General features: G+C 40.5%; 23 protein-coding genes and 1 rRNA gene. 10 read left to right on the forward strand and 14 right to left on the reverse strand.

Annotated elements, in window-relative coordinates:
• Positions 1-206: 206 nt before the first annotated feature.
• Positions 207-1,499 carry a hypothetical protein gene (locus tag HMAT_RS26720; RefSeq protein ID WP_104385881.1) on the forward strand — a complete coding sequence of 431 codons (1,293 nt, stop codon included), beginning with the start codon at positions 207-209 and terminating at the stop codon, positions 1,497-1,499.
• Between the two features lie 90 nt (positions 1,500-1,589).
• Here HMAT_RS26720 and HMAT_RS26725 read toward each other — a convergent pair whose 3' ends face one another.
• Together HMAT_RS26725 and HMAT_RS26730 are read right to left on the reverse strand one after the other, a co-directional pair.
• Positions 1,590-2,027, reverse strand: a complete 438-nt coding sequence (locus HMAT_RS26725) for a DUF417 family protein (protein ID WP_104385882.1) — start codon at positions 2,025-2,027, stop codon at positions 1,590-1,592.
• Between the two features lie 241 nt (positions 2,028-2,268).
• The gene (locus tag HMAT_RS26730) at positions 2,269-3,474 is read right to left on the reverse strand and encodes an aminotransferase class I/II-fold pyridoxal phosphate-dependent enzyme (protein ID WP_104385883.1); all 1,206 of its coding nucleotides are present in this window, start codon (positions 3,472-3,474) and stop codon (positions 2,269-2,271) included.
• A gap of 174 nt (positions 3,475-3,648) precedes the next feature.
• On the opposite strand from HMAT_RS26730, the gene HMAT_RS26735 reads away from it, so the two are divergent.
• The gene (locus HMAT_RS26735; protein WP_104385884.1) at positions 3,649-4,107 is read left to right on the forward strand and encodes an Lrp/AsnC family transcriptional regulator; all 459 of its coding nucleotides are present in this window, start codon (positions 3,649-3,651) and stop codon (positions 4,105-4,107) included.
• A gap of 24 nt (positions 4,108-4,131) precedes the next feature.
• Here HMAT_RS26735 and HMAT_RS26740 read toward each other — a convergent pair whose 3' ends face one another.
• From HMAT_RS26740 to HMAT_RS26765, 6 genes are all read right to left on the reverse strand, one after another.
• Positions 4,132-5,154, reverse strand: coding sequence for a bestrophin family protein (locus HMAT_RS26740; RefSeq protein ID WP_104385909.1), 1,023 nt, complete (start codon positions 5,152-5,154; stop codon positions 4,132-4,134).
• A gap of 331 nt (positions 5,155-5,485) precedes the next feature.
• Entirely contained in the window at positions 5,486-5,752 is a 267-nt protein-coding gene (locus HMAT_RS26745) for a PqqD family protein (protein WP_104385885.1), read from the reverse strand.
• Positions 5,753-6,031: 279 nt separating this feature from the next.
• Positions 6,032-7,639, reverse strand: a complete 1,608-nt coding sequence (locus HMAT_RS26750) for a TlpA disulfide reductase family protein (RefSeq protein ID WP_104385886.1) — start codon at positions 7,637-7,639, stop codon at positions 6,032-6,034.
• Positions 7,640-7,903: 264 nt separating this feature from the next.
• A complete protein-coding gene (locus tag HMAT_RS26755) occupies positions 7,904-10,297 on the reverse strand; it encodes a PDZ domain-containing protein (protein ID WP_104385887.1) in 2,394 nt (797 codons plus the stop codon).
• Positions 10,298-11,018: 721 nt separating this feature from the next.
• Positions 11,019-11,204 carry a hypothetical protein gene (locus HMAT_RS26760; protein WP_104385888.1) on the reverse strand — a complete coding sequence of 62 codons (186 nt, stop codon included), beginning with the start codon at positions 11,202-11,204 and terminating at the stop codon, positions 11,019-11,021.
• Positions 11,205-11,333: 129 nt separating this feature from the next.
• Positions 11,334-11,741, reverse strand: coding sequence for an EthD family reductase (locus HMAT_RS26765; protein WP_104385889.1), 408 nt, complete (start codon positions 11,739-11,741; stop codon positions 11,334-11,336).
• A 238-nt stretch (positions 11,742-11,979) separates the two neighbouring features.
• Between HMAT_RS26765 and HMAT_RS27310 the strand changes: the two genes are divergently transcribed.
• Together HMAT_RS27310 and HMAT_RS27315 are read left to right on the forward strand one after the other, a co-directional pair.
• The gene (locus HMAT_RS27310) at positions 11,980-12,201 is read left to right on the forward strand and encodes a hypothetical protein (RefSeq protein WP_199768779.1); all 222 of its coding nucleotides are present in this window, start codon (positions 11,980-11,982) and stop codon (positions 12,199-12,201) included.
• Positions 12,202-12,211: 10 nt separating this feature from the next.
• Positions 12,212-12,382, forward strand: a complete 171-nt coding sequence (locus tag HMAT_RS27315) for an alpha-L-fucosidase (RefSeq protein ID WP_199768780.1) — start codon at positions 12,212-12,214, stop codon at positions 12,380-12,382.
• Between the two features lie 94 nt (positions 12,383-12,476).
• Here the strand turns inward: HMAT_RS27315 and HMAT_RS26775 are convergent, their stop codons facing one another.
• Positions 12,477-13,535: an alpha-L-fucosidase gene (locus tag HMAT_RS26775; RefSeq protein WP_104385891.1), complete on the reverse strand. Its 1,059-nt coding sequence runs from the start codon at positions 13,533-13,535 to the stop codon at positions 12,477-12,479.
• A 207-nt stretch (positions 13,536-13,742) separates the two neighbouring features.
• Here HMAT_RS26775 and HMAT_RS26780 point away from each other — a divergent pair, with 207 nt between their 5' ends.
• Both HMAT_RS26780 and HMAT_RS26785 read left to right on the forward strand, forming a co-directional pair.
• Complete coding sequence (locus tag HMAT_RS26780; RefSeq protein WP_104385892.1) at positions 13,743-14,240, forward strand: DinB family protein; 498 nt, start codon at positions 13,743-13,745, stop codon at positions 14,238-14,240.
• Between the two features lie 17 nt (positions 14,241-14,257).
• On the forward strand, positions 14,258-14,977 hold the full coding sequence (locus HMAT_RS26785) for a DNA alkylation repair protein (RefSeq protein ID WP_104385893.1): 720 nt from the start codon (positions 14,258-14,260) through the stop codon (positions 14,975-14,977).
• A 302-nt stretch (positions 14,978-15,279) separates the two neighbouring features.
• On the opposite strand, the gene HMAT_RS26790 is transcribed toward HMAT_RS26785, so the two are convergent.
• Positions 15,280-16,773 carry an acetyl-CoA hydrolase/transferase family protein gene (locus HMAT_RS26790; RefSeq protein ID WP_104385894.1) on the reverse strand — a complete coding sequence of 498 codons (1,494 nt, stop codon included), beginning with the start codon at positions 16,771-16,773 and terminating at the stop codon, positions 15,280-15,282.
• 434 nt (positions 16,774-17,207) lie between these two features.
• On the opposite strand from HMAT_RS26790, the gene HMAT_RS26795 reads away from it, so the two are divergent.
• The gene (locus tag HMAT_RS26795; RefSeq protein ID WP_104385895.1) at positions 17,208-18,041 is read left to right on the forward strand and encodes an AraC family transcriptional regulator; all 834 of its coding nucleotides are present in this window, start codon (positions 17,208-17,210) and stop codon (positions 18,039-18,041) included.
• Between the two features lie 39 nt (positions 18,042-18,080).
• Positions 18,081-18,932 (forward strand): DUF1080 domain-containing protein, encoded by an 852-nt coding sequence (locus HMAT_RS26800; RefSeq protein WP_104385896.1) that lies wholly within the window; start codon positions 18,081-18,083, stop codon positions 18,930-18,932.
• Positions 18,933-19,078: 146 nt separating this feature from the next.
• On the opposite strand, the gene rpsT is transcribed toward HMAT_RS26800, so the two are convergent.
• Positions 19,079-19,333, reverse strand: a complete 255-nt coding sequence (rpsT, locus tag HMAT_RS26805; RefSeq protein ID WP_046671646.1) for a 30S ribosomal protein S20 — start codon at positions 19,331-19,333, stop codon at positions 19,079-19,081.
• Between the two features lie 113 nt (positions 19,334-19,446).
• On the opposite strand from rpsT, the gene HMAT_RS26810 reads away from it, so the two are divergent.
• On the forward strand, positions 19,447-19,980 hold the full coding sequence (locus tag HMAT_RS26810) for an RNA methyltransferase (RefSeq protein WP_104385897.1): 534 nt from the start codon (positions 19,447-19,449) through the stop codon (positions 19,978-19,980).
• Between the two features lie 90 nt (positions 19,981-20,070).
• Positions 20,071-20,943: a succinate--CoA ligase subunit alpha gene (gene sucD, locus HMAT_RS26815; protein ID WP_077438675.1), complete on the forward strand. Its 873-nt coding sequence runs from the start codon at positions 20,071-20,073 to the stop codon at positions 20,941-20,943.
• 77 nt (positions 20,944-21,020) lie between these two features.
• On the opposite strand, the gene HMAT_RS26820 is transcribed toward sucD, so the two are convergent.
• The 3 genes from HMAT_RS26820 to rrf form a co-directional block, all read right to left on the reverse strand.
• The gene (locus tag HMAT_RS26820; protein ID WP_104385898.1) at positions 21,021-21,524 is read right to left on the reverse strand and encodes a DinB family protein; all 504 of its coding nucleotides are present in this window, start codon (positions 21,522-21,524) and stop codon (positions 21,021-21,023) included.
• A gap of 9 nt (positions 21,525-21,533) precedes the next feature.
• Complete coding sequence (locus HMAT_RS26825) at positions 21,534-22,418, reverse strand: DUF4886 domain-containing protein (protein WP_104385899.1); 885 nt, start codon at positions 22,416-22,418, stop codon at positions 21,534-21,536.
• 379 nt (positions 22,419-22,797) lie between these two features.
• Positions 22,798-22,909, reverse strand: a 5S ribosomal RNA gene (rrf, locus tag HMAT_RS26830).
• Positions 22,910-23,035: the final 126 nt, after the last annotated feature.

A 23,035-nucleotide genomic window follows, 5' to 3' on the forward strand; every position in this document is an offset into this window, starting at 1 on the left:
ATCAGAAAGAGATTGCCGATAATCGGATATCATAAAAAGCCGCATAAACGAGGAGTTTATGCGGCTCAAGTATATAGATTATCAGGAATATAAATGACGCTTGAAACTAGTGAGTGTCCCGATAAAAAATAAAAACTTTTTTACTACCTTAGATTGATAAAATAAACAAGTAAAACCAGCTTGTTTCATTAACTATAAATACAGATATGAAATCGTATGCACTTGTTTTAGCGGCAGGCCTGCTTCCCTTTGTAGCATTAAGCCAAAAGATGGTCGCACCCGGAAGCCCCGATATCAATACCAAATATATAAAACCTGAGAAATCGCTTTATACCGTATATTATGTCAAAGATAATAATTGGGATAAGCAGGGATCATTGATCTATGATATCACATCTACAGGGAATCAATTGACCTTAAAAAATTCCTACACACCCAAGGACAGTTCCTGGGTCAATGTCAGGACTAGTGTTGTGGATCCCCAAACATTAAAATCCATCAGCTATGCCAGTGACGGCAAGAAAACAAAATTAAATCTCAGCTTTGGTGAGACCATCACCGGTAATTATTATTCCAAGGAAACTAAAAAAGATAAAAAACTGAATTTACGTCCTACCGAGCCTTTTATTGACTTCAATTGGACAGATCTAATGATAGGGACACTTCCACTGGATGTAGGATATAAAGCTCGGATCCCACAATTCTATTATAATGACGAATCCAATATACAGGTTGAATACTATACGATCAAGGAAGTCAAAAGTTATAGCTATGGTTCGCCGAAAACCGGCAAGCATGATACCTGGCTGATTACCTTATTGGAAGAAAACACGGGTGCAATCTACAATTATGTAGTGGACAAGAAAGACCGACGGCTATGGCAACGAGAAATGTCCATGGGCAATGGTAAGTGGGAAATTACAGTCAACGAAGAGCTCGATTACCAGCCGATCAAAAATCGGTTCAACAAGGAATTGGCTATCCGACAGATCTCCAACGGCAATAGCGTCATCATCGGGACCGCTTATGCGCGCTCAAGTTCGGGTAAAAGATTAGGCGGGCTCGTCAATACAGCGAAAAAACAATATGCGCCAAAAGGAACTGAGATTATGCTTTTTCCAAATTCAGCATACTACGAAGAATGGCTTGAGGTCAATAAGAAAATCCGTAAACAGAAGAAAGTCGCTGAGGTTCCACTGGATCCAGATTTTGGACACGCTGTCAAGCGCACCAAGGTTTATGATGACGAGGGACACTTTGAATTTGCAGAGCTAATGCCGGGCAACTACATTATTATGACCAGCTTCGACTTTACCAATTCGTACAATTATTCGTATGTATCCGGTTATACCAATTATTACAATTATTGGGGTTATACCGGTTCCACGACAAATTATGGCACTGGTAGATCTTCTTATACAGATAAGGCCACTATCGAAAAACGGATCAGTATTGATAAAGACGGTGAAAAGAAAGAAGTGAATTTAAAGGAAATGTAGGAGAAATAGAAAAACATATGCTTTTGTAAAAAGTGGTCATATATAAGACGGTTGACTGCTACAATTGTCTCTGGAAAAATAAAGACATATTTATTTCTTTTGATTTTTCTTCATCAGTCGATCAAAGCTAAATGGAAAATCCCGATAGCTCCCTAAGAGAAAACAGGCACTTGCCCCTACCCAAACTGAATAGTTAAACGTCACTTTGATACCAAAAGACAGTGTCATCGTCAACGCGAAAACGGTTAATAGAATCCCTGAAAACAATGCTGCCAAACGTGTCCGATAACCGATCAGCAGCAACAGGGCCAAAACGACCTCGAGTATGGTCGCTCCTAGAGCGAGCAGTTTTCCTGTTGACGCCGGCACAAAAAAATTGAGCTGATTGGAATAAGTGACAAAATTTTCCCAATTTCCCCAAGAGGCGTTTGTGGTACCAGGGGCTCCCCAAAAACCAAGACGATCGGCCACTGCAGATAAAAAGGCTGTTGCCACAGCTACGCGCACGAAAAGTTGACTATACATCATTCTAAATTTTTAAAATCAAATATAAGGCATCAATATCCATATTAACTTAAACCAGTTTAAGAAATCAATTGACCAACAACAATAAGACCGCCAGCACTTTAAATACTGAACGGCCTTATAACATCAATTAATACGAATAAGAATTTATATGGTGTATCCCTCCATTAAACTGCGATACACTATTTAAACGACAACTGAATTGGCGAATAGTCCCAATAAAAAGTGCGAATATATATATTCGCTAAGTCAAAACAGCTGTTTTAACCATACAGGCTTTCATCCGTTGGTAAGTACGTTCAATATCATGATCTAAGCCGATAGAAAAACGGATCAGTCCGTCGGAGATTCCCATGCGCACCCGGTCCTCTTCGGGAATTTCAGACGACGTCGAACTGCCCGAACAGGAAAATAAAGTTTTATAGAAACCAAGACTTACAGCCAAATAACCAAGGTTTTCCTTTTGCATCAACTCCATGAGCGCGTTCGCCTGATCTGTCGTCACGGCATCCAAAGTCAATATCCCTCCAAAACCGTACTCTGCATGCATCATACTTTTCATCAGCTCATGATTTTTATGCGAGAGCAATCCGGGATAGGAAACTTTCAGCCCATCCTTTTCAAAGCGTTCGGCCAGGTATTGCGCATTATAACTATGTTGTTTCATGCGGATATGAAGTGTACGGAGATTTTTCAGGATACTGGCTGAGCGGAGACTATCCATCGTGGGACCAAGCAGCATGCAGGCACCGGAATTAACATTTTTTGTATCGTTGATAAACTCTTGTGTGCCACAATAGACACCACCGACGGTATCACTACTACCATTGATAAATTTTGTCAGACTATGGATCACAACATCTGCGCCTAATAGGCCAGGTGAGACGGATAATGGCGAAAATGTATTGTCTACGACAAGTTTGAGCTTATATTTCTTACAGATGGCAGAAAGTCTTCTTAGGTCAGCTACTTCAAGTAAGGGATTACTGACGCTCTCACAATAAATTACTTTTGTCGTGGGACGTATCGCAGCTTCGATTACTTCAAAATTTCCAATATCAACAAAACTTGTTTCAATATGGAATGGCGGTAAAAAATTTTTCATGAAAGCGTAGGTACCGCCGTAGATGGTTCGACTGGAAATAATATGGTCACCGCTTTTACAAAGCTGCAAAAGCACAGTTGCTATTGCTCCCATCCCTGAAGCCGTTACATTGGCAGCAGCTGTATTTTCCAACTTGGCCAGCGCCTGCGCAAGGTATAGATTCATCGGAGATGAATGCCGCGAATATAGGTAACAGCCATCCGCATTGCCCTCGAAGGTATCAAACATGGTTTTGGCGGACAGAAAGGTATAGGTCGAACTATCCGAAATCGAAGGATTTACACCGCCGAACTCTCCAAAATATTGCAAATCCTGTATTTCATTTGCTGCATTAAAATCTTTCATCTGTATATAATTTAATTTTTTAATCTTCCTATTTTTTCATATAAAATTGGACTATTTTACCTTTTATTACAACACTTTATCAGTATATTAGATTATAAATCTGATATATAAAGAAATTTTAGAAAATATATCTACAGCAACTAAATACATTGGCTTTAGACCAAAAAATAATCTATGCACTTCGACGGAACTGATAAAAAATTACTGCAATTTCTGCAGGAAGACGCCAAACAGACCACCAAGGAGCTTGCTCATAAGCTTGGATTATCTGTAACGGCAGTCTATGAGCGTGTACGTAAACTTGAAAACAATGGGGTGATCTCTAAATATGTCGCACTACTCGATAAGCAAAAGATCGCAAAAGATTTTATGGTGCTCTGTCATGTCAAGCTCACACAGCATAAAAAAGAATATATACAGCAATTTGAAAGGGAAGTCATGAATTTACAGGAAGTCACCGAGTGCTTCCATGTTAGTGGTGACTACGATTATATTTTAAAGATCTGTGTTCAGGATATGGAAGATTATCGGCATTTTATGTTGGCCAAGCTGACCTCCCTACAGCACATTGCGAGCACCCATAGTTCTTTTATGATCGCAGAAGTAAAGAATACCTTGACTATTCTTATTTAGCCCCTGCCAAACAAGATTAGCTTATTAGACCAGAACACCATTTTTCGGAGCAATCGGATCAGGCAGATTTTCCTCACCTGTCATCTGCAATAAATCGATCTCTATCGTTCGGCAGATAGACAACATCGGAATATCAAACATCAGTCCGCCAAAAGGATTTTCAGTATAATCCCCCACCAGTTCCATCACAATATAAATCCAGCCAATGACCACACAAAAAGGAATACTAGTCCAGATGCCCCAGTGGCCCAGTTTAGCAAATTCATTGACTAGACCCAAAGGCAGTAACATGATCAGAATAACATTAAAAACAAATGCCGTGCTGGCAAACTGCCTTGGCGAGGGAAACTTTTTGATCCGTTCGGCCTGTCCCTGAAAATCATAAAACTGATTGAGACAGGTCTGCAATTGCATCTGATTAAAATCCGAGATAAGCCCATCGTTTTTTAAATCATTGACATCCTTTGCCTGTTGGGAATTCAGATAAGTTGCAAAGTTTTTATAGATCGACTGCAGCGCATATTCTTCTCTCGAAAGATATTTATTCAAGAATATAGGCGTCCGACTATAATCCGGAAAACCGGCTTTGATCAGCCGATGTCGCTTGACATTCAGTGCACCGATATGCCTCTTCAGACTGATGTGTTCCCATTCAGTCGGCACGAGCAGCTGCTCGCGAAATTGATATAACCAGGCAATATGCCGGTAGGTTAATTTCTTTCTGATTTCTTCCAGATACTGCTGATCGCCTTGTCCGGTGTTAAAGGCATAAAGCATGGATGCAAATGAGCGGCTGGAGTTGACAATCCCGCCCCATATCTTTCGGGCCTCCCACAACCTATCATAAGCCTGGTTATTTTTAAACCCCACATAAAATGCTTCTGCTGTACCAATCAGTGCCAAGGGAACCCAAGGAATAATCATCCATTCCCACTGAAAGAAATAATAGACGAGGGCAACAAGAGAACACCAACCCGTCAACCAGATTAAATGGACACCAGCAAGATTAAAGATCTGTTTGTAATTAAAATACTTTGTTGTAATCATAAAAGCATCTGTTTTTAACGTTCCCGCCCAAGCAATATCTGGTAATAGAAACAAATTTATCCACAGCTGAATGTACAATTTAAATTTTTACAGTCCAATATCACCTATCATTTTATTTCAAAATCAATCTATTCTAAAACATTAATCTATTACAGTTATTATTTTGTTAGCAAAACGCGTAAAAAATCCCCCTCTGTCTATTATACCTATCTTCGAAAAATGAATAAACCGAAGTATTAAAATCGTCAGTGCTAGAAAAAAATTGACATCTGACATCCCTGGATAATAGCCTTCTAAAACTAACTGGCACCTAAAATTATCGGCGCATCAGCTAGATCAAAAAACCTTGATTTTCAAATTGTTTCACCAATATTTCAGCATCCTTTTCAGCTACACTTTCTTCTACCTCGTAATTATCTAATAAAACCGCAGTTACACTTTCAACATTAAATTCCTTCCCTTGTAGTTCTAGCCAGATCTGCACAGCCGTCTCGTTAAAAGTATAAACCTTGGATGCATCCAATTGATCTTGCCCCGGATAGACTAAGATATGGTCATCGCCCAATTTGCGTAATTGTAAATCTCCTCTAAGTTTCATCTGGCTATTATTCTGTTTATTTCTATGACATTCAAACCATTCATTTGGTTTGTCCTATTACGAAAAAAATTATACACATTATACAATAGGTCCGAACGGCAGCCTCTTCTCTACTGTGGCTTGTTATCAAAAATACAAAACACACCGGAAAAAATAACTAAAAAACTCAACTGAGATAAAGAAAAATAATCAAGGAGTTGAAAAAAAAAGGCGTATAACAGAGGATATGATTACGAATGGCTTTACCAAACAATACAAATACAGCAGCTTTTTATCATCCTAACTCCCCTGCATCTGCTCGTAAGTAAATAGCTGCGGATAGTTTTTGGGCAGTTCATAACGCCAGTTATGCATCGGAAAATTGTCATTCCGGATCTTGCCGTCGGGATCCATTAAAATATACCGGGGTATGCCGTTAAATTTAAATAACTCCCGCAGCGCTAGATACTCATCCGGCGAAACGATATAGCTTTCGAACATATGATTTTTGACCACATAATCGTTGTAGAAATTCATATCAGGAGTACCGCTGCTATCCGTCACAAAAACAAATACCAGGTTAGGATTATCCTTTAGTTTTAAGCGCTTTTCTTTCAACGCTTCAATCCCGGCACGGCAGGGCCCGCAGGATTCTGCCCAAAAGTCAACAAGAACGACCTTACCACGATATTTATCGGTCAGTTTTTTAAATACAGCCGCAGATGTCGTCTGTGACAAAACGTAACCTCCCATGGATTTTTTTACTCTTTCGTTCAACGCCAGGGCTTCTTTTTTCAAGTCCTTATTAGTCATAACCTTCAAAAGGTCATTTGAAATCTCCGCCATCTGTGCCGTGTCTTTTGCATTTGATATCCTGAATTTCAATGTCCGGAGTTTTGCTGCTTCAGTAACCAGCGTACCGGCTATCGGCCCATTCACTTTTCGATTTAAGGAGTCCAATACCTGATAGAAGTTTAATGTCCGCTGGCTATTCATTAACCTATAAAGGGCGGTGGTAGGAAATAACGGTGAGTACTCAAAGCGGTTGATAAGTGTCGAAAACTCCCGCGGGACAAATAACGCGGGATCATTTAGGTCCAGGCGTGTTATAAAATCAAAGTAATCTTCCGGAAGGGGGGATTTTAGGTAGGGATTTAGGCTGTCACTTTTTGAAATCCCTTCGCGATACATCTGGAGATTTAGCAGCTGCGTGGCGTAATTGACATCCACATCACTTTGGATCAAATGCTTTATCTTAGGAGTATAGGAAGCTCTCTTCAAACGGCCATTTACATCCTGCCGGACGGAATCCCATGTAGCGATAACTCCCTCTTTGGCCTGCTGCGTCGGTCTTTCCTTCAACAGCTGTTCAACATGATCATAAAATTTCCTCCGGTTGCTTTCCCATTTAAAATCCGCAAGCTGTTGATTTTCCGAAGCAAGCGGTCCGTCGTACCGCAACAGTTCCAATTGGCTGTTCACCGAAGCGGTCAATGTCATGGCCAAGGTATGGCCGGGTTCAATATAATAATAGTAGTTACGCTCATTGATGGATAGATAAGACATCTCCGGATTGGTCGCCAGATAACTGGTCTCAAAACGACCATCGGGATATATCCGGATTGTAGCCGGATAGTCCTCTATGGTCAATTGGTTGCCACAATAGATAATGCCGCTATTAAAACCGAGCTTTGGGCTATAGCCTTCAATATAACCGATGATACGGACAGAATCTGGTCCAAAAAAATTTTTATCATAGTTTTTAAGCACGGTTTTGACCTTCGCTTTGGCAAGTTTCTGTTTTATCCAACGGTCAGGGTCAACAGTGCCTGTTTGTTTTGATCCATTTTGAGCTGAAGCAAACGAAAAACTCAGAAAAACAAAAAAGGCAATAATTGGCAACTTCATAACTTTTAGCTTTTAATCCACTTAAGTTAAGTATTTTACCTCAAATAAAGTATAGATTTCGAAAAACTAATCCCAATGTTTAGTTAAGAATGATCGCACATCTTTAGGCAAAAACAACTTTACCCGGCCCAAAATCGACTTAAACAGCAAAAAAGGCTGTCTCAAATGAAGCGCACCTCAAAAGTTAGACACTATTAGGGGCGTACTTCATAAAAGGGCAGCCTTTTTATTTCTATTTAACTACTTATATTCCAGTATTATATATTATAATTGCAAAGTCAATTTCTGCTGTTGCTGGTTTCTAAAAACAACGACTTTGGGCTGATCCTCATGGACCAGCTTTTTAATAGCCTGCTGTAAATCGGTTAATTCATCAATTTTTTCGCCCTTGTAATCCAGGATCACATCGTTTACCCGTAATCCGCTTTTATAAAGGGTGCTATTTTCATCCAGTTGGAGGACCAATACGCCAGCAATGGATGGCAGTCCAGCCGCAGACTGTTCGCCCAAAGTTTCAACAGATTTAAACTGCCCGCCTTTCCATCCCCATTTCTGCCCCTGTTCTTTCGCTCCTGACTGGATCAACTGTGGTATCTCAGGGCTGACAGCGAGGGATTTCAGCCTTTTGTCCGTGACGCCAAAATGTAGCATGTCAAAATTTTTGAAGCCCTGCCCTTTCCAACCTTTCAACCGAAAATCGCTCCGAATCGGGTCAACAAAATTCAACGGAACAGCGCGCCCTTGTTTTTCCACTCCCTTGGCTTGATCTTTTAGTAAATCTTCTTTTCGTGCGTAAATATTATGGTCCACCCGGTCCCCCCAGTACTTCACCTGAATATCCTGATGGCTATGCATCACAATATTATCACGAAAAACATCATGGCTATCCTTAAACCACACATGTGGATGAAAACCATTGTTGAGCATGATATTGTTATATACTTTGCGGTAGAAGCCTTCCCGCAATTTCAGCCCACCGCTTAGACAGAGGTTATTATAGATTTCGTAGTTGGAAGATCCATCATCTAGGTCAATATCCCAGCCGTGGTCACAACGAAAGCGGTTGTCGTGAATTTTTGTTGTTTTGACTGCATCCAGTAAAATCAGGTTTGGTTGGGCTGCTGTTATCTGATCCATTTCTTTACGGTCGGGATGCCAAAAACGGTCACGTCCCCAAGAATTAAAGGCGCCATGATCACTGGTCTCCAACACGGTATTGAAGACGTCGTTGTAAGCGATCTCATGCCCGCCCCAGGTACCGTCACCGACATTGATACCTGCACGGGGCACATCGTAAATCGTGTTGTGCAGAATCCGCAAGGACGCTGCCATGGAAACTTGTACACCGGCAACCTGCTTCTCAATAAGGCCAATTGTATGAATCAGGTTATCACTGGCTTCACAGTCCATCGGGTAGTTATTGGTTTTAGGCCCCTTGATAGTGTCCATCTGACTGAGCGGAACAAATTTTTCATAACGGAATGCAGGTGAGCGTACAGCTTCAGGGTCACCTACGAAATTGATGGCTCCAGCTCCTATCTGTTCAATGCGGTTGCCACTGATCTTTACGCCACGGTTGTAGTTGCTCACAAAGACGGCATTACCGCCCAATTCGATAAAATCATTGGCACGAAGGGTGCAATTTTCAGCGCCCTCAATCTTAACAGCGCCCTGCCGGTAGATTGTCCAGTCGCTGCGCAACAGTGGCTCTGCCGTCTTCATAAAGGTAGGTGCTGTATGCGTAAAACGCAGGCCACTGACTTCAATATCATGTGCACGACCGGAAGCGGAACCCGAAATAGTAATTAAATTTTCCAGCTGGGGGGCCACAAACTTGAGCTGATTGGGATCTGTTCCTTTTGAAGGAATATAGTACAAGGTTGCGGTCTGCTCATCCAGATACCATTCCTGGGCAGTGTCAAGTTCTTCAAAAATATTCTCGACGAAGCGATAGGTTTCGTGCATTTTGCTGGGGCGGTTATTTTGCTCTCCGCCTTCAAGCATAACTTTTGATGAGCCATCTTTTCCTGTAATACGGTAGTGGAACCCACCCCAACGGCCTGCGTGTAGCGCATGCACAATACCTCCGGTCGGATTTTTCCATGTTGCTATACGCTCTGGGCTCAGTGCATCTGCCGCATAACCCTGAAAGGGCAATATGGAGGCATCATAATTGGGATACCGTGCCCGCACCAAATGTTTTTCATTGGCATAAAGGCTCTGGAAACTCACTCCAGCGGGAACTTTAGCCTTCCAGATCCCTTTATCACCCTTTTGCCATTTTAGATCAAGGGTTCTGCCCCCACTGAGGGTAACCTGCTTTCCATCAGCGGCTTTAATCTTTAGGGGCTGTTTCTTGCTACCGGAATGATTTGCCGAGACCTGTATCGGCTTGTCGAGGTAATACGTTCCGGCATCAAAAATAATTTCGATGCCGGAACCGTCCTCTCCCTTTTTATATTTTTCTGTAGCGCGAAGGGCTGCGTCGGCTGTGGCAAAGGGCTGTGCCGATGTTCCCGCATTCTGGTCGCTACCTCTTGGACTGATATAAATACGCTTGACAATATTGGACTGCTGTGCCTGCGCGGCAGGCATAGCCAGGCAGCTCATTCCAATAAAAAATAGCCCCACAACTTGGCTCGATTGTATCTTCGTCATATTAGTATTTCATGCTGGTTATTTTCTGATCAATTTAGTTTTTAGCATTCGGTTCCCTCGTATTAAAAACGATTAATAAACGAATTTATAGGGACAAATTCCTTTATTTTGTCGGTTTGTTTTACCAAGTCGTCCAAAAAAGCCGCCCATCCTCTAGCATGCATCTGCTGAGCACTTATTTCCGCTATAATCTCACGCCAAGTATCCGATTCGGTGCGAGTGGATTCTATTTTTACGGTCTCTGCTTTTTTGACGATATGCCCTAGCTCGCCTGGACAATTACCCGTCTCCAGAGCCAGGACAAGTCCACTTATTTATACAAAGAATTCTGCGAAATATTATTGTTGGGCATTTCAATCGTTGGAATCAGCCAAATCTGATTGTAAGCTCACCGAAACTTTCAGCGACGTACCGCATTGTTTCTGAATACGGTCAAAAGCATTCGCCCATTTCATGATGGCCAAAAATTTCCGCACTTCATGCAAGTCCCAATCGACTCATTACGGACCTCATGCTGAAATTGCTCTTTGAGTAATTCATTCAAATCGGGCACCTGTGTCTGATCATTTTTATCCATACGCGCTCTTTTACGGATCGTGTTAATAATAGGTATATACATTGGGGTTGCTTTTTTATCTTGTTTTAATCTTTACCCCATTATCCTCTTCCAATTCGCAAAGCAGTTCGAGTTCTGGGACCAATCGGTTGTTCAGATCTGTTTTTAGCTTGATGGTCTCCGCCAATGCATAGGCTGTTGCTCAACGGCAGGATTCTTCTTAGTAGCATATTCTATCGCTCCTAGACAGGTCGCTTTCTCGACAGTATTTTGCATCCGCATACCTGAGCTTTTCCCTATTTTATCTGTCGATACCTTATCGCCGATTTTATTCCGCTTAAATAAAATCATCCCTAAAATAAAGATAAAAATAAAAGTCGTTTGCTATACACAAACGACTTACTCCAGGTCATATTTTTAAATAAATCACGATTATTTCGTTTTAAAACAATGGTGTATATCCGACAGAATGAATAGCAACTATTCCACGACTTCATTAATCTGGACTTCGGGCTTGACATTGGTATATTTCGGAAAATCCTCGGCAAACCTACTTCCATTTTCTTTCATTGGCTCCTCGTAAGCCGCAACGGAATCAAAATACAAATGACAAATGGCCAAATATTTCGGTTCAGCTTGCGCTCCTTTCCCGGAAAGCCCTTTGTCGATCGCTACAGCTTTTAAATTTTTGCCGAAGACCTGTTTCACCAAAGCCATGTGCTTTTGGAGATAATAATCCCAGTCAAATGTTTTTCCTGGACCATTTGGATAAAAGACAGTTAATTTGATCATCCCTTTTTTCTGAAAAGGGGGGTCGGCCGCGGCACTTTCTTGAAAGCCGAAAAGCATGGTAACCATGGAAAGCAACAAAATGATTTTTGTTTTCATGTTTGTTTGAAATTAAGTTTATCTTGGTTGTAATGTTTTATCTACTATAAATATACTGATCAAGCAGTTAAGTCGATTATTTTTTTTATCTATTCTTAGAAGAAGTTAGAAAAAATATGGATAATCTCTGGTATTGACCTTCTTTCTATCAGGACAGAAATGATACAAGATCTAAAAGCACAATAACCGGAAACGGATCAAACCTAAAACTTAAGAATTTAAAATGTATACCAAATTTATGAACAAAAGAGTCGTTTTCGTTACGATCTTTCTTGGCCTATCCACTTGCTGCCATACACAGGTCCAACACCCCAGAAACAAGGCCAATCAAGCCCAGAAAAAAATAATCAATAGTGGTTATGGCATGTTTATGCATTTTGGCGTCAATACCTTCACCGGTATGAAATGGTCCGATGGAAGCATTCCCGCATCAAAATATAATCCGATCCTACACAGCTAGATCCTGATCAGTGGCTGTGTACGCCAAGGGATATGGGATTGCGGTATGTCTTGTTCATTACCAACATCACAACGGTTTCTACCTCTGGGACAGCCAATTTACGGACTATGACGGCGCTGCCTCACCCGTAAAAATAGATATCGTCAAAGCGGTATCTGATGCCTGTAAACCAACCGTATAATTCAGTTTCAGAACGGGGATTAAAATTTCGAAAGAACCAGGTTCACGAAGAATCTAGTTTTTTTTGACTATCGCATTGCTGATCATTTTATTTTTTACTGCGCTTTTTTGCGTTCGGTCGCGGCTTTCAACAGAATGGATTTGCTGATGGCTGGCACATCACCATTTCCATCAGGCCCTATATTCAGTAATAAATTACCGCCCTGTGTATTTATCTCTGTTAACTTTTTATTGACGTCTTCGGGACTCTTCCAGCTACTGTCTGAACGTTTATATCCCCATGAATTGTTCAGCGTATAACAAGCTTCCCAATCATAGTCTACTTTCGTGCTGAGGTGTTCCTGTTCTGGTGTACCGAAATCACGTTTGAACTGGTCACGTTTGGCTACACGGTTATTGATAATAAGCGAAGGCTTTAATTCACGGAGGTATTGATAGAGTTCCTCACCGGCAGCCATGTCCCACCAATTGACCCAGTCCCCATCAAACCATAAGATATCAGTATCGTATTTTACGATCAATTCCTTCAATTGGTTTTTCATATACTGGATATAGGCCGCTTTCTGTTTGGGCTTCATGGCCACCTGTCCCCATCTATCCCAACCACTTTTTCCTTCCGTATTTCGGTACTGTGAATCATGGTGCCAATCTATGATACTATAGTAAGTGCCAAATCGAATGCCATTTTTTTTACAGGCCGTGGCCAATTCCTTCACAAGATCCCGCCCTTTCATCGGTGTCGATGCAATATCATAGTTCGTATACTCGCTATCCCAGAGACAGAACCCCTCATGATGCTTGGTGGTCAGAACAATATATTTCATGCCGGAATCTTTGGCCAGTTGCGCGATTTGATCTGCGTTAAAATGTGCAGGATTCCAAGTGTGGATCAATTTTGCATATTCTTCTTTTGGAACATCGGCCCCTGCCTGAATCCATTCGGCATAGCCTTCCACCGGCTTTCCCTTATAGTCTCCACCCAATTGGCTATAAAGTCCAAAATGAATAAACATACCATATTTAGCTTCCCTAAACCATTGCATATGTTTGTCAAAATCTGTCTTGGATTCTTTTAAATAATTTACTTGGGCCTGCACAGTACTACTCAACAGCAGGGCAAGAAGAGCAAATGCTACACCTGTTATTTTTTTCATTATTCTTTAATTTATAATCGGTGAAATGAATTGTTAAAGCTGATACAACAAAAGTCTAATGGATTTTAATCATCGATCAAGATACGCTATCAATCCATAAATAATAATTTGTATGAACTATTCCATACTTGATCTAAATATCGTAAATCTGTTTGGAAAGATATTTATATTTACCTAAAAGATTTAAAAAATCATCAACCAATAATTATGAGCTTAAAAACATTAATCAGCAAAAGCGTACAGTACAACAACTGGGTCATTAATAAGTATATTGATTGGCTAAGTACCAAGTCGGAAGAACAGCTTAACCAAGAAGTCCCCTCCAGCTTTCCAACGATCTTAAAAACATTGAACCATATCTGGCAGACACAGGAGTATTGGTGGAGTCATATTTCAGAACGTAATGATTTTGATTTTGAAAAAACATTCAGTAAAAAAGAAGATATTTTCAGCGCTATTAGAGAGAGCTCAAAAAAGCTTCAGGGTTATGTAGAAGGTCTTTCGGAAAAGGATTTAGAAAAAAATGTAAAAGTTGAATCGCCTTGGTTCCAATGTAATTTTTCAGTGTATGAATATATTCAGCATCTGATTATCCACGGAACTTATCATCGCGGACAGATCGTCACCATAGGCCGAAATATCGGACTAACAGATGCGCCAATGACGGATTACAATTTTTGGAATATCTATAAAGACCAAAAATAAAGAAAGAGGTTACCGCGATGGAAAAAATCACAAGTAAGGTCCGCGTCAGAGAAATTCTAGCGCAGGCTAAGCTGGGCTGGAAACAGCAGGGACTGAATACACTTCTTATAGGTATACAGGAGGGACTTTTGAAAAAGAAAGTCAGTTTTCCACTTCTGGAATATGCCGCAAAGGAAATTGTAACTTGGATACCCGAAAATGACCAGACAATTTTTATCGATGCCCTGGTCGCTACCGATGAAATGGGAAGTTATGTCATGGCGGGGATGGTCCTGCAGCTGCAGCTCCCCTTAATGCTGGAGCAGTCGATCCTGAAGGCATGTGGGTATATGGTAATAGGAGGCCAATGGCATATCTGTGACATCGTAGGTGAACGCGTACTTGGACATGCTCTCCTTACTTTTCCGGAAAAAACAACCTCATTATTGGAGCAGCTTGCTAGACATCCGGATAAATGGGTTGTGCGCTCGGTCGGTGTCGCCATACATTATGCGGTAAAAAAAGGCCTTGCACCGGAATTTGCTGAAACTATGTTCAAACTGCTGCTTTCACTATCCGGCGCAACGGATTTCCATATCAAAAAGGGAATCGGTTGGGGCGCTAAAACCATCGCCAAGTTCCACCCTACAATCATAGCTCGTCATATGGATTCGATTGAATCGTCAGAAACCAGGCAGTGGTTTCGAACAAAAGTTACCAGAGGTCTGAATCGGAACAGGATAGCTAAGTCATTATAGATAGCGCTGAGAAAGTCCAAGAAATAGACAAACGAATATAACTCTTTAAAAGACCCATACAGATTAGAGAGAAGATCTTAACATGTAAAAACAGCCACAGGTTTAAAAATTGTAGGCTTAAAATGAGACAGTGAGAGGAATAACTGTATTTTTAAATGCGGTCTAATAGGTAACGTTGCCGCTAGGAATAGAATATTTGAAATGATACCGCGGAAAGATAGGTACGGAATTATAAAAGCATACGGCTAACCGACTTTGCTCAGTAGCCCTATGCTTTTATAGGCTAGAAATGATATGTGCAGCTAGTCTTTTTTCATGGTTCCTGTTTCTCGCAAATTGATATGCCAGCTGAAAGCCTCCTCTAATAAATGTGGGGTATGGCCTCCTCTTTCGCAGGCACGATTGTAATAATCCAACAGTTGTGCTTTGTAATCCGGATGTACACAATTTTCAATAATAACTTTCGCACGTTCACGGGGGGCCAACCCGCGTAGATCAGCCAAACCGTAATCTGTCACCAAAATATCAACATCATGTTCCGTATGATCTACATGGGATACCATCGGAACTATATGGGAAATTGCATCGCCCTTGGAAGCCGCCTGTGTGACGAAAATACTTAAGTAGGCATTCCGGGCAAAATCTCCAGATCCACCTATACCGTTCATAATGTTGGTGCCTGAAGTATGCGTGGAGTTTACATTGCCGTATATATCAAATTCTATCGCTGTATTGATCGCAATGATACCCAAACGTTTGATCAATCCCGGTGTGTTGGAGATGTTCTGAGGGCGTAAAACTATCTTGTCCCGATATTTGTCCAAATGATCAAATACACGGGAGTAACATTCTTCTGATACGGTAATGGAAGAGGCTGACGCAAAATCCAATTTACCCGCATCAATTAAATCAAATGTGCTATCTTGCAATACCTCTGAAAACATCGTTAAATTATGGAATTTACTATGGATAAAGCCAGTAAGTACCGCATTGGCTACTTTTCCGATCCCCGCCTGCAATGGCATCAAACTCTCGGATAGATGCCCTAATTCAACCTCATTTTCAAAAAATGCTAATATATGTTTCGCTATTGCTGTTGTTTTGGCATCTGGTTCGGCAATATCAGCCGGACTATCAAGTTCATTTGTAAAAACAATACCCACAATCTTGCCGGGATCCAATGGGATTGTCTTTCGACCGATTTTATTTTCAGGCGCTACAATAGGGATAACATTACGACGTGGATAGTCTTCGGCCTGGTAGATATCATGTATTCCTTTGATAGTAGTCGGAATAGCCGTATTAACTTCTAGAATAACCTGTTTAGCCAATGCAGCAAAGGTTGCTGAATTGCCTACTGAGGTTGTTGGAACGATACTGCCATCTGATTCGATCGCTGCGACTTCCAAAACGGCGATATCGACTTGCGGCAGATTCTTATTGTGCAACAGTTCAGCAGTCTCGCTTAAATGCTGGTCAATAAAAAGTACATCCCCAGCATTGATCTTATTGCGGAGGGTACGATCTACCTGAAATGGCATCCGTTTGGACAGGGCTCCGGCCTCCGCCAATTTACCATCTGTACCATGACCTAAGGAAGCACCTGTAATCAACGTTATTTTCAAAGGATCCTCTTTGGCCCTTTCCGCCAAAGCCGGTAATACGGCTTTACTATCGCCAGCTTTGGTAAAACCGCTTGACCCAACGACCATACCGTCCTGAAATAATTTCGCAGCTTCGGCAGCTGTAATAACCTTATCGTGTAAGCTCTGAATTTTTATCCTTTCGTAAGCCATATCCTTATGATTTTATTTATGTACGCTATTTATGTAAACTTAAGAAATTGAAACCTATTTACATTCGCTATTGTAAAAGATATTAGACCCGGTGTACATTTCTCAAACAGACAATTTTAGCGTTTTTTTCTACAGTGAATTTATTACCATTCGACACAAAATTATTCAATGGAGACGAAACAACAATAAACAACTGTATATCAGTAAAATAAACGAAAATATAGTTTTAATTATTTTCTAAAAATAAGAGACTAAATTTATATCAAACTGATTTTCAATAAATTAAAAACAATAAATTTAAATTATAGTAAGTAAACACTAACTCGCCAGTGTTTTATTTGCAATTTTATTGTAAGCATACACTCACTTTACACGCAAAAAGGTCAGGTCTAGTAAAAAAGTCTTACCTTTGCAACGTAGTTTTATAGGAAAAAATGAACACAAAAGATACAACGAGCGATGCAAAATATGTCAACCGCTATTACATGACCGAGGTTGACTCATTTGAAGATAGCATTTATTGTCACCATGCCATCATAGCGGAGAACCATATCACTGAGCACTGTCATGATAAGGATCAATTTTTATACACTGAGGGCGGTGTCGTTTTTATAAAAACGGATGAAAAATCATATTTTTTGCCAGCTCGGCACTATCTTTGGATTCCTGCCGGTGTAAAACATAGTATCCATCCGAGTACCCCGGAAGTTGTGATGCGTAATCTATATTTTCCAAAGACGAACAGTGATACTGCATTCTACAGTAAAATGGGAATCTATCCGGTAAACGATCTGCTGATTGAATTGATTATGTTTACCAACCGTTGGAATGGCAATATATTTCCCGTCGAAGAACCAAAATATAGTTTAGCGACTGCATTTAAGCTTATCCTGCCTGAGTTGTCCTTGCACGAACTTCCGCTGGCATTGCCCTATCCAAGCCACCAAAAATTAAAAGATATCGTTACTTACCTGGAGGAAAATATTGAAGAAAATGTGAGTTTCAAAAAGCTTGCAAGCCTATTTAATATCAGCGAACGTACATTGGCCAGATTGTTTCAGAAGGAACTAAACATGTCTTTTATTCAATATTATACGATCCTCAGAATGTTAACTGCTCTTAAATTGTTACTGGATGAAAAACTAAGTGTCAACGAGGTGGCGTTGAAAGTCGGTTATAACAGTTTACCTACATTTAGCAATACATTCAATAAGGTCGTAGGTATTCGTCCCAGCGAGTATGTCAAACAAAAAGAATTGCTTATTTAAAAATGTTTACCTAAATTAGGTCAATAAACCTAATTCAGGATGAAATTCAAACATATTATCTATGGTGCTGGAATTTTATTACTCAGTACTTCCGTATTTGGCAATTCTCAAGACAAAAAACCCAAACCCATTCAATTGTTCAATGGGAAAGATTTAAAAAACTGGACTCCTAAAATCCGAAACCATAAGGTCGGAGATAACTATAAAAATACATTCCGTGTCGAAGATGGTTTGTTGAAAGTCAGATATGATGGCTACGATAGCTTCAATTTTCAATACGGCCATTTATTCTACAATAAAGAATTTTCAGCTTATTTATTACGTGTCACTTATCGTTTTGTGGGCGAACAGGCCCCCGGTGGTGAAGGCTGGGCCTGGCGCAATAGCGGCGCCATGCTACATGGACAAGATCCCAAAACGATGGGTGTGGACCAGGATTTTCCGATATCTATCGAAGGTCAGCTCTTGGGTGGTAATGGCAAGGACGAACGCACAACAAGCAATCTGTGTACACCAGGGACCAATGTCGTCATCGATAACAAACTCTTTACGCCGCACTGTATCAGCTCGACATCAAAAACTTATGCTGGCGATCAATGGGTAACAGCGGATTTCCTAGTATTAGGAGATTCACTTGTACAACATATCATTGAAGATAAGGTAGTATTACAATATACCAAGCCTCAAATAGGAGGTGGCAATGTAACAGATTTTGACCCTGGCGTAAAAAAAGATGGACAACTATTAAAAAAAGGAAGCATCTCACTTCAGAGTGAAAGTCATCCGATCGATTTCAAAAAGGTGGAACTATATGATCTGGAACCTTATATGAAAGACCCCAATAAACTGAAAAAAGTCATCGCTGAATTGTTGCCCAATTTAAAACAATAATTCAGTGAGAATAACATAAAATAAAAAAAGCATCAGTACTCTGATGCTTTTTTTATTACTATTCGCCTGGAAAGAGAAATCCAAAGTATATAACATAAAGAAAAGGGATACAGCGAGCTGCACCCCTCAATATCTATACATAAAGCTTATGCTAAACCGTTAACGAATTTAGTTAACTTAGATTTATTGTTAGAAGCTTTTTTCTTGTGGATCACATTTTTCTTTGCCAAACGATCAAGCATAGAAATTACGCGTGGTAACAATGTTTTTGCTTCCTCTGCAGAAGTTGTATGACGTAATTTTTTGATTGCGTTACGCGTAGTTTTTGCTTGGTAACGGTTTCTTAAACGTTTAGTAGCGTTTGCTCTAATTCTTTTGATCGCTGATTTATGATTTGCCATTTTTTTTAGCTAATTTTTATTCAATTTTTTCTTGTAATTCGGACTGCAAAAATAACACCTTATTTTCAATATTCAAAATCTATTTTGTTTTTTAGGTTTAGTATATTTGCGGCATGCAAAAATTATCGATGGATGAACTTCAACGTACAGATGTTGAATCGTTTAAAAAACAAGAAAAAACGCCTATCGCAATCGTTTTGGACAATGTTCGCAGTATGCACAATGTAGGCTCTGCCTTCCGCACAGCGGACGGATTTGCTATTGAAAAAATATATTTATGTGGCATTACCGGAACGCCGCCGCACCGAGAAATCGAAAAAACTGCTTTGGGAGCAACACAATCTGTCTCTTGGGAATACCATAAAGAAACGACCGAAATCGTAGCACAGCTAAAAATGGAAGGTTATACAATCATTGCTATTGAACAAGCCGATGATAGTGTCATGTTACATCAATTTGAACCAAGGTCCGATAAAAAATATGCTTTAATTTTTGGAAATGAGGTCAATGGTGTCGATGAAGAGGTCATGGAAAAGATCGATACTTGTATCGAAATCCCTCAATATGGGACCAAGCATTCACTTAACGTATCTGTCGCAATTGGCATTATCCTTTGGGATTTTATCCAAAAACGCAATCTGAACTAAAAATTTATCAATAAAGGTCATATTCCTATCCACATTGCTTCCATTTTAGAAAGCAAAATAGTAGATTTGTGTGCAAAATTTAAAGAAGAAATGAGTGTATTAGTTAATAAAGATTCAAAAGTAATCGTTCAAGGTTTCACTGGAAACGAAGGTACTTACCATGCTACTCAAATGATTGAGTACGGAACAAATGTAGTTGGTGGTGTGACTCCTGGTAAAGGTGGTCAACAACACTTAGACCGTCCTGTATTCAACACTGTTCAAGATGCAGTAGACGCTACAGGAGCTAATGTTTCTATTATCTTTGTACCTCCAGCATTTGCTGCAGATGCAATCATGGAAGCTGCCGCTGCGGGTATCGAAGTGATTGTATGTATTACTGAGGGTATCCCTACGAAAGACATGATCCAGGTAAAATCTTACTTGAGCGACAAAAAATCTCGTTTGATCGGTCCAAACTGCCCTGGTATCATCACTGCAGGTGAAGCTAAAATCGGTATTATGCCAGGATTTATCTTCAAAAAAGGTAACGTGGGTGTTGTTTCTAAATCAGGAACTTTAACTTATGAAGCAGTAGATCAAACTGTAAAAGCTGGATTAGGAATCACGACAGCTATCGGAATCGGTGGTGACCCTATCATCGGTACAACAACTAAAGAAGCTGTTGAATTATTAATGAACGACCCAGAAACTGAAGCTATCATCATGATCGGTGAGATCGGTGGTGGAATGGAAGCTGAAGCTGCACGTTGGATCAAAGAACATGGCACTAAACCTGTTGTAGGCTTTATCGCTGGTCAAACAGCGCCTCCGGGACGCCGTATGGGCCACGCTGGTGCAATCGTTGGTGGTGCGGATGATACTGCTGCTGCAAAAATGAAAATCATGCGTGAGTGTGGTATCCGTGTAGTTGAATCTCCAGCTGAAATTGGAAAAGCAATAGCAGAAGAGTTGGCTAAATAATTAGTCAGTTAAACATATAAAAATAAAGGGGATCAATTTTGATCCCCTTTATTTTTATATGTTGTATCCAAATGACACTATAGGCTGGGCATCGGTTCATCTGCGGAAGGCCCATATATACCGGGCACTGCAATACCAAGTAATCGTAAATATACAGTCAGCTGACCGCGATGGTGAACGATATGGTTGTTAACAATAAAACGTATAGCACCAGCGCGCGGTAAACGTGCTATTTCATACTCTCCAGCTTTCAATACCCAATCCTTCATCCAATCTTCTTCAGCTATATTCTCTATGGCGGATTTGTTCGTTTCCAATCCTTCTGAAAGAATCAATTTCAGTTCTTCTACGGAAGATACCTTAAGTGGATGATAATCTACCTTAAAATCAAATACATTCTTCGGTATCGCTTTGGACACCCAACCATGCAACTCCACAACATGGGCTGCGAGCTCCCCTAGGCTCATAGATTTTTCATGCGGTCGCCAATCCAGTTGTTCATCTGGTATCCGATCTAAAATACGTCTGGTATTTTTTGTTTCGTGATCCAGTTCGATCAAATAGCTTTTTTTGATACTCATATAAATATATTATTTCATTAATTGAAAATCCTCCAATACTGTGATTCCATAAGGAGATTCCACTGCTTGATGCGCGGCCTCTCGTGCTATCTGCCCTTCAATAGAGGTTACTTTAAGCGGTAAAAATGTATTATTGATAACGTTTTCTTTAAATAGTGCCTCATACCAGGTACAAGCCGCCACAAAGCGTCCATAATCTAAGTTGAGATGATAACCATCCCTTGTGAATTGATCGCCTAAATAACTTGACCTTGCATTTTGTATAGCTGTTCCCGAAGGCACCAATACATCAAAATTACCCCAATTAAAGACTTCCTGAGAAGTTTTGGCGATTGCCGTATACATCACATTCTGATTACGGTTATAGCGGACAAAGCCTTCATGCGTCGAACCATTTTGATAAGCCCAGGTTTGATGCAATATATAGCCTGTTTGCTGATACTTCACATGCTTTGTGACATAATCATACAAAAGTGGTAGATCCTTTGCATAGGAGTCATAATCGCCCGACAGCGGGCTTGCTTGCTGGAAACTGATATAATCCCAAGCTTCGTCAACTAAAGCCGCTGAAAGTCGTTCGTTTGTCTTCTCCGACATTTGACCATCCAGATTGATCTTCCGGTAACGATAGGCAGGTTTATCCTCTTTTGCATTGTTTACATGTAGGCTTAATGGTGCGCCACCAATATAGAGGTTACCAATTACGATTTTTTTCTTTCCGGCTTTGGCTAATTCATAAAGGTTCTGCTCGATCGCATCCTCTGAAAAACTGTTTCCAATGGCCAATATCCGTAAAACACCATCATCCAACGATTGTTCTTGTGCATTTAATCTGTTGCTGCTAAGAAAAAATAGTAATAAAATACTAAGTAAGGATATCTGTCTCGCTTTCATTATAAATTACATTGCTATAACGACTAAATTAGAGAATATCTCGTAGAAATGCAATGATAACGCGAGAAAGGCAAATTTTCAGAGTCCGTTAAGCCGCTGGACTTAGGGAAGTCCGATCAATTCTGTAAAAGTCAGCCTATGACCTACAGCTCGCCGCACCACTCTGAAGCGAGGATGATTATCAACAGGATTTAGGCTACAGCTTGCTTCGCTCCCGAGTGTATATAGCAACGTTCCGACTGGTTTCTAGGCCTGCTGTTCCGGGCCGGTATCCCCGGACTTCCCCCGGAGCCGATAGCCCTGTTGAACCAGAAGACCTGTAAAAAGCATATAAACGAAAGAAGCCCTTGACTGTTTCCAGCAAGGGCTTCCGTGTAAAAAAAGGCACCGACCTACTCTCCCACCTGTTACGGCAATACCATCGGCTCTGGCGGGCTTGACTGCTCTGTTCGGAATGGGAAGAGGTAGACACCGCCGATATAGGCACCTAAAGATCTTTTATAGATTTAAAGTAGTTAGATGTTAGTAGTTAGATCCCTTTTTATGGGCAATTAACCATCTTATACCTGTCTCTATATTGACATATATATTGAAAGAGTTGCGTTTCTGTTTGTTAT

Source organism: Sphingobacterium sp. HMA12, from assembly GCF_002933815.1.
Classification (GTDB): domain Bacteria; phylum Bacteroidota; class Bacteroidia; order Sphingobacteriales; family Sphingobacteriaceae; genus Sphingobacterium.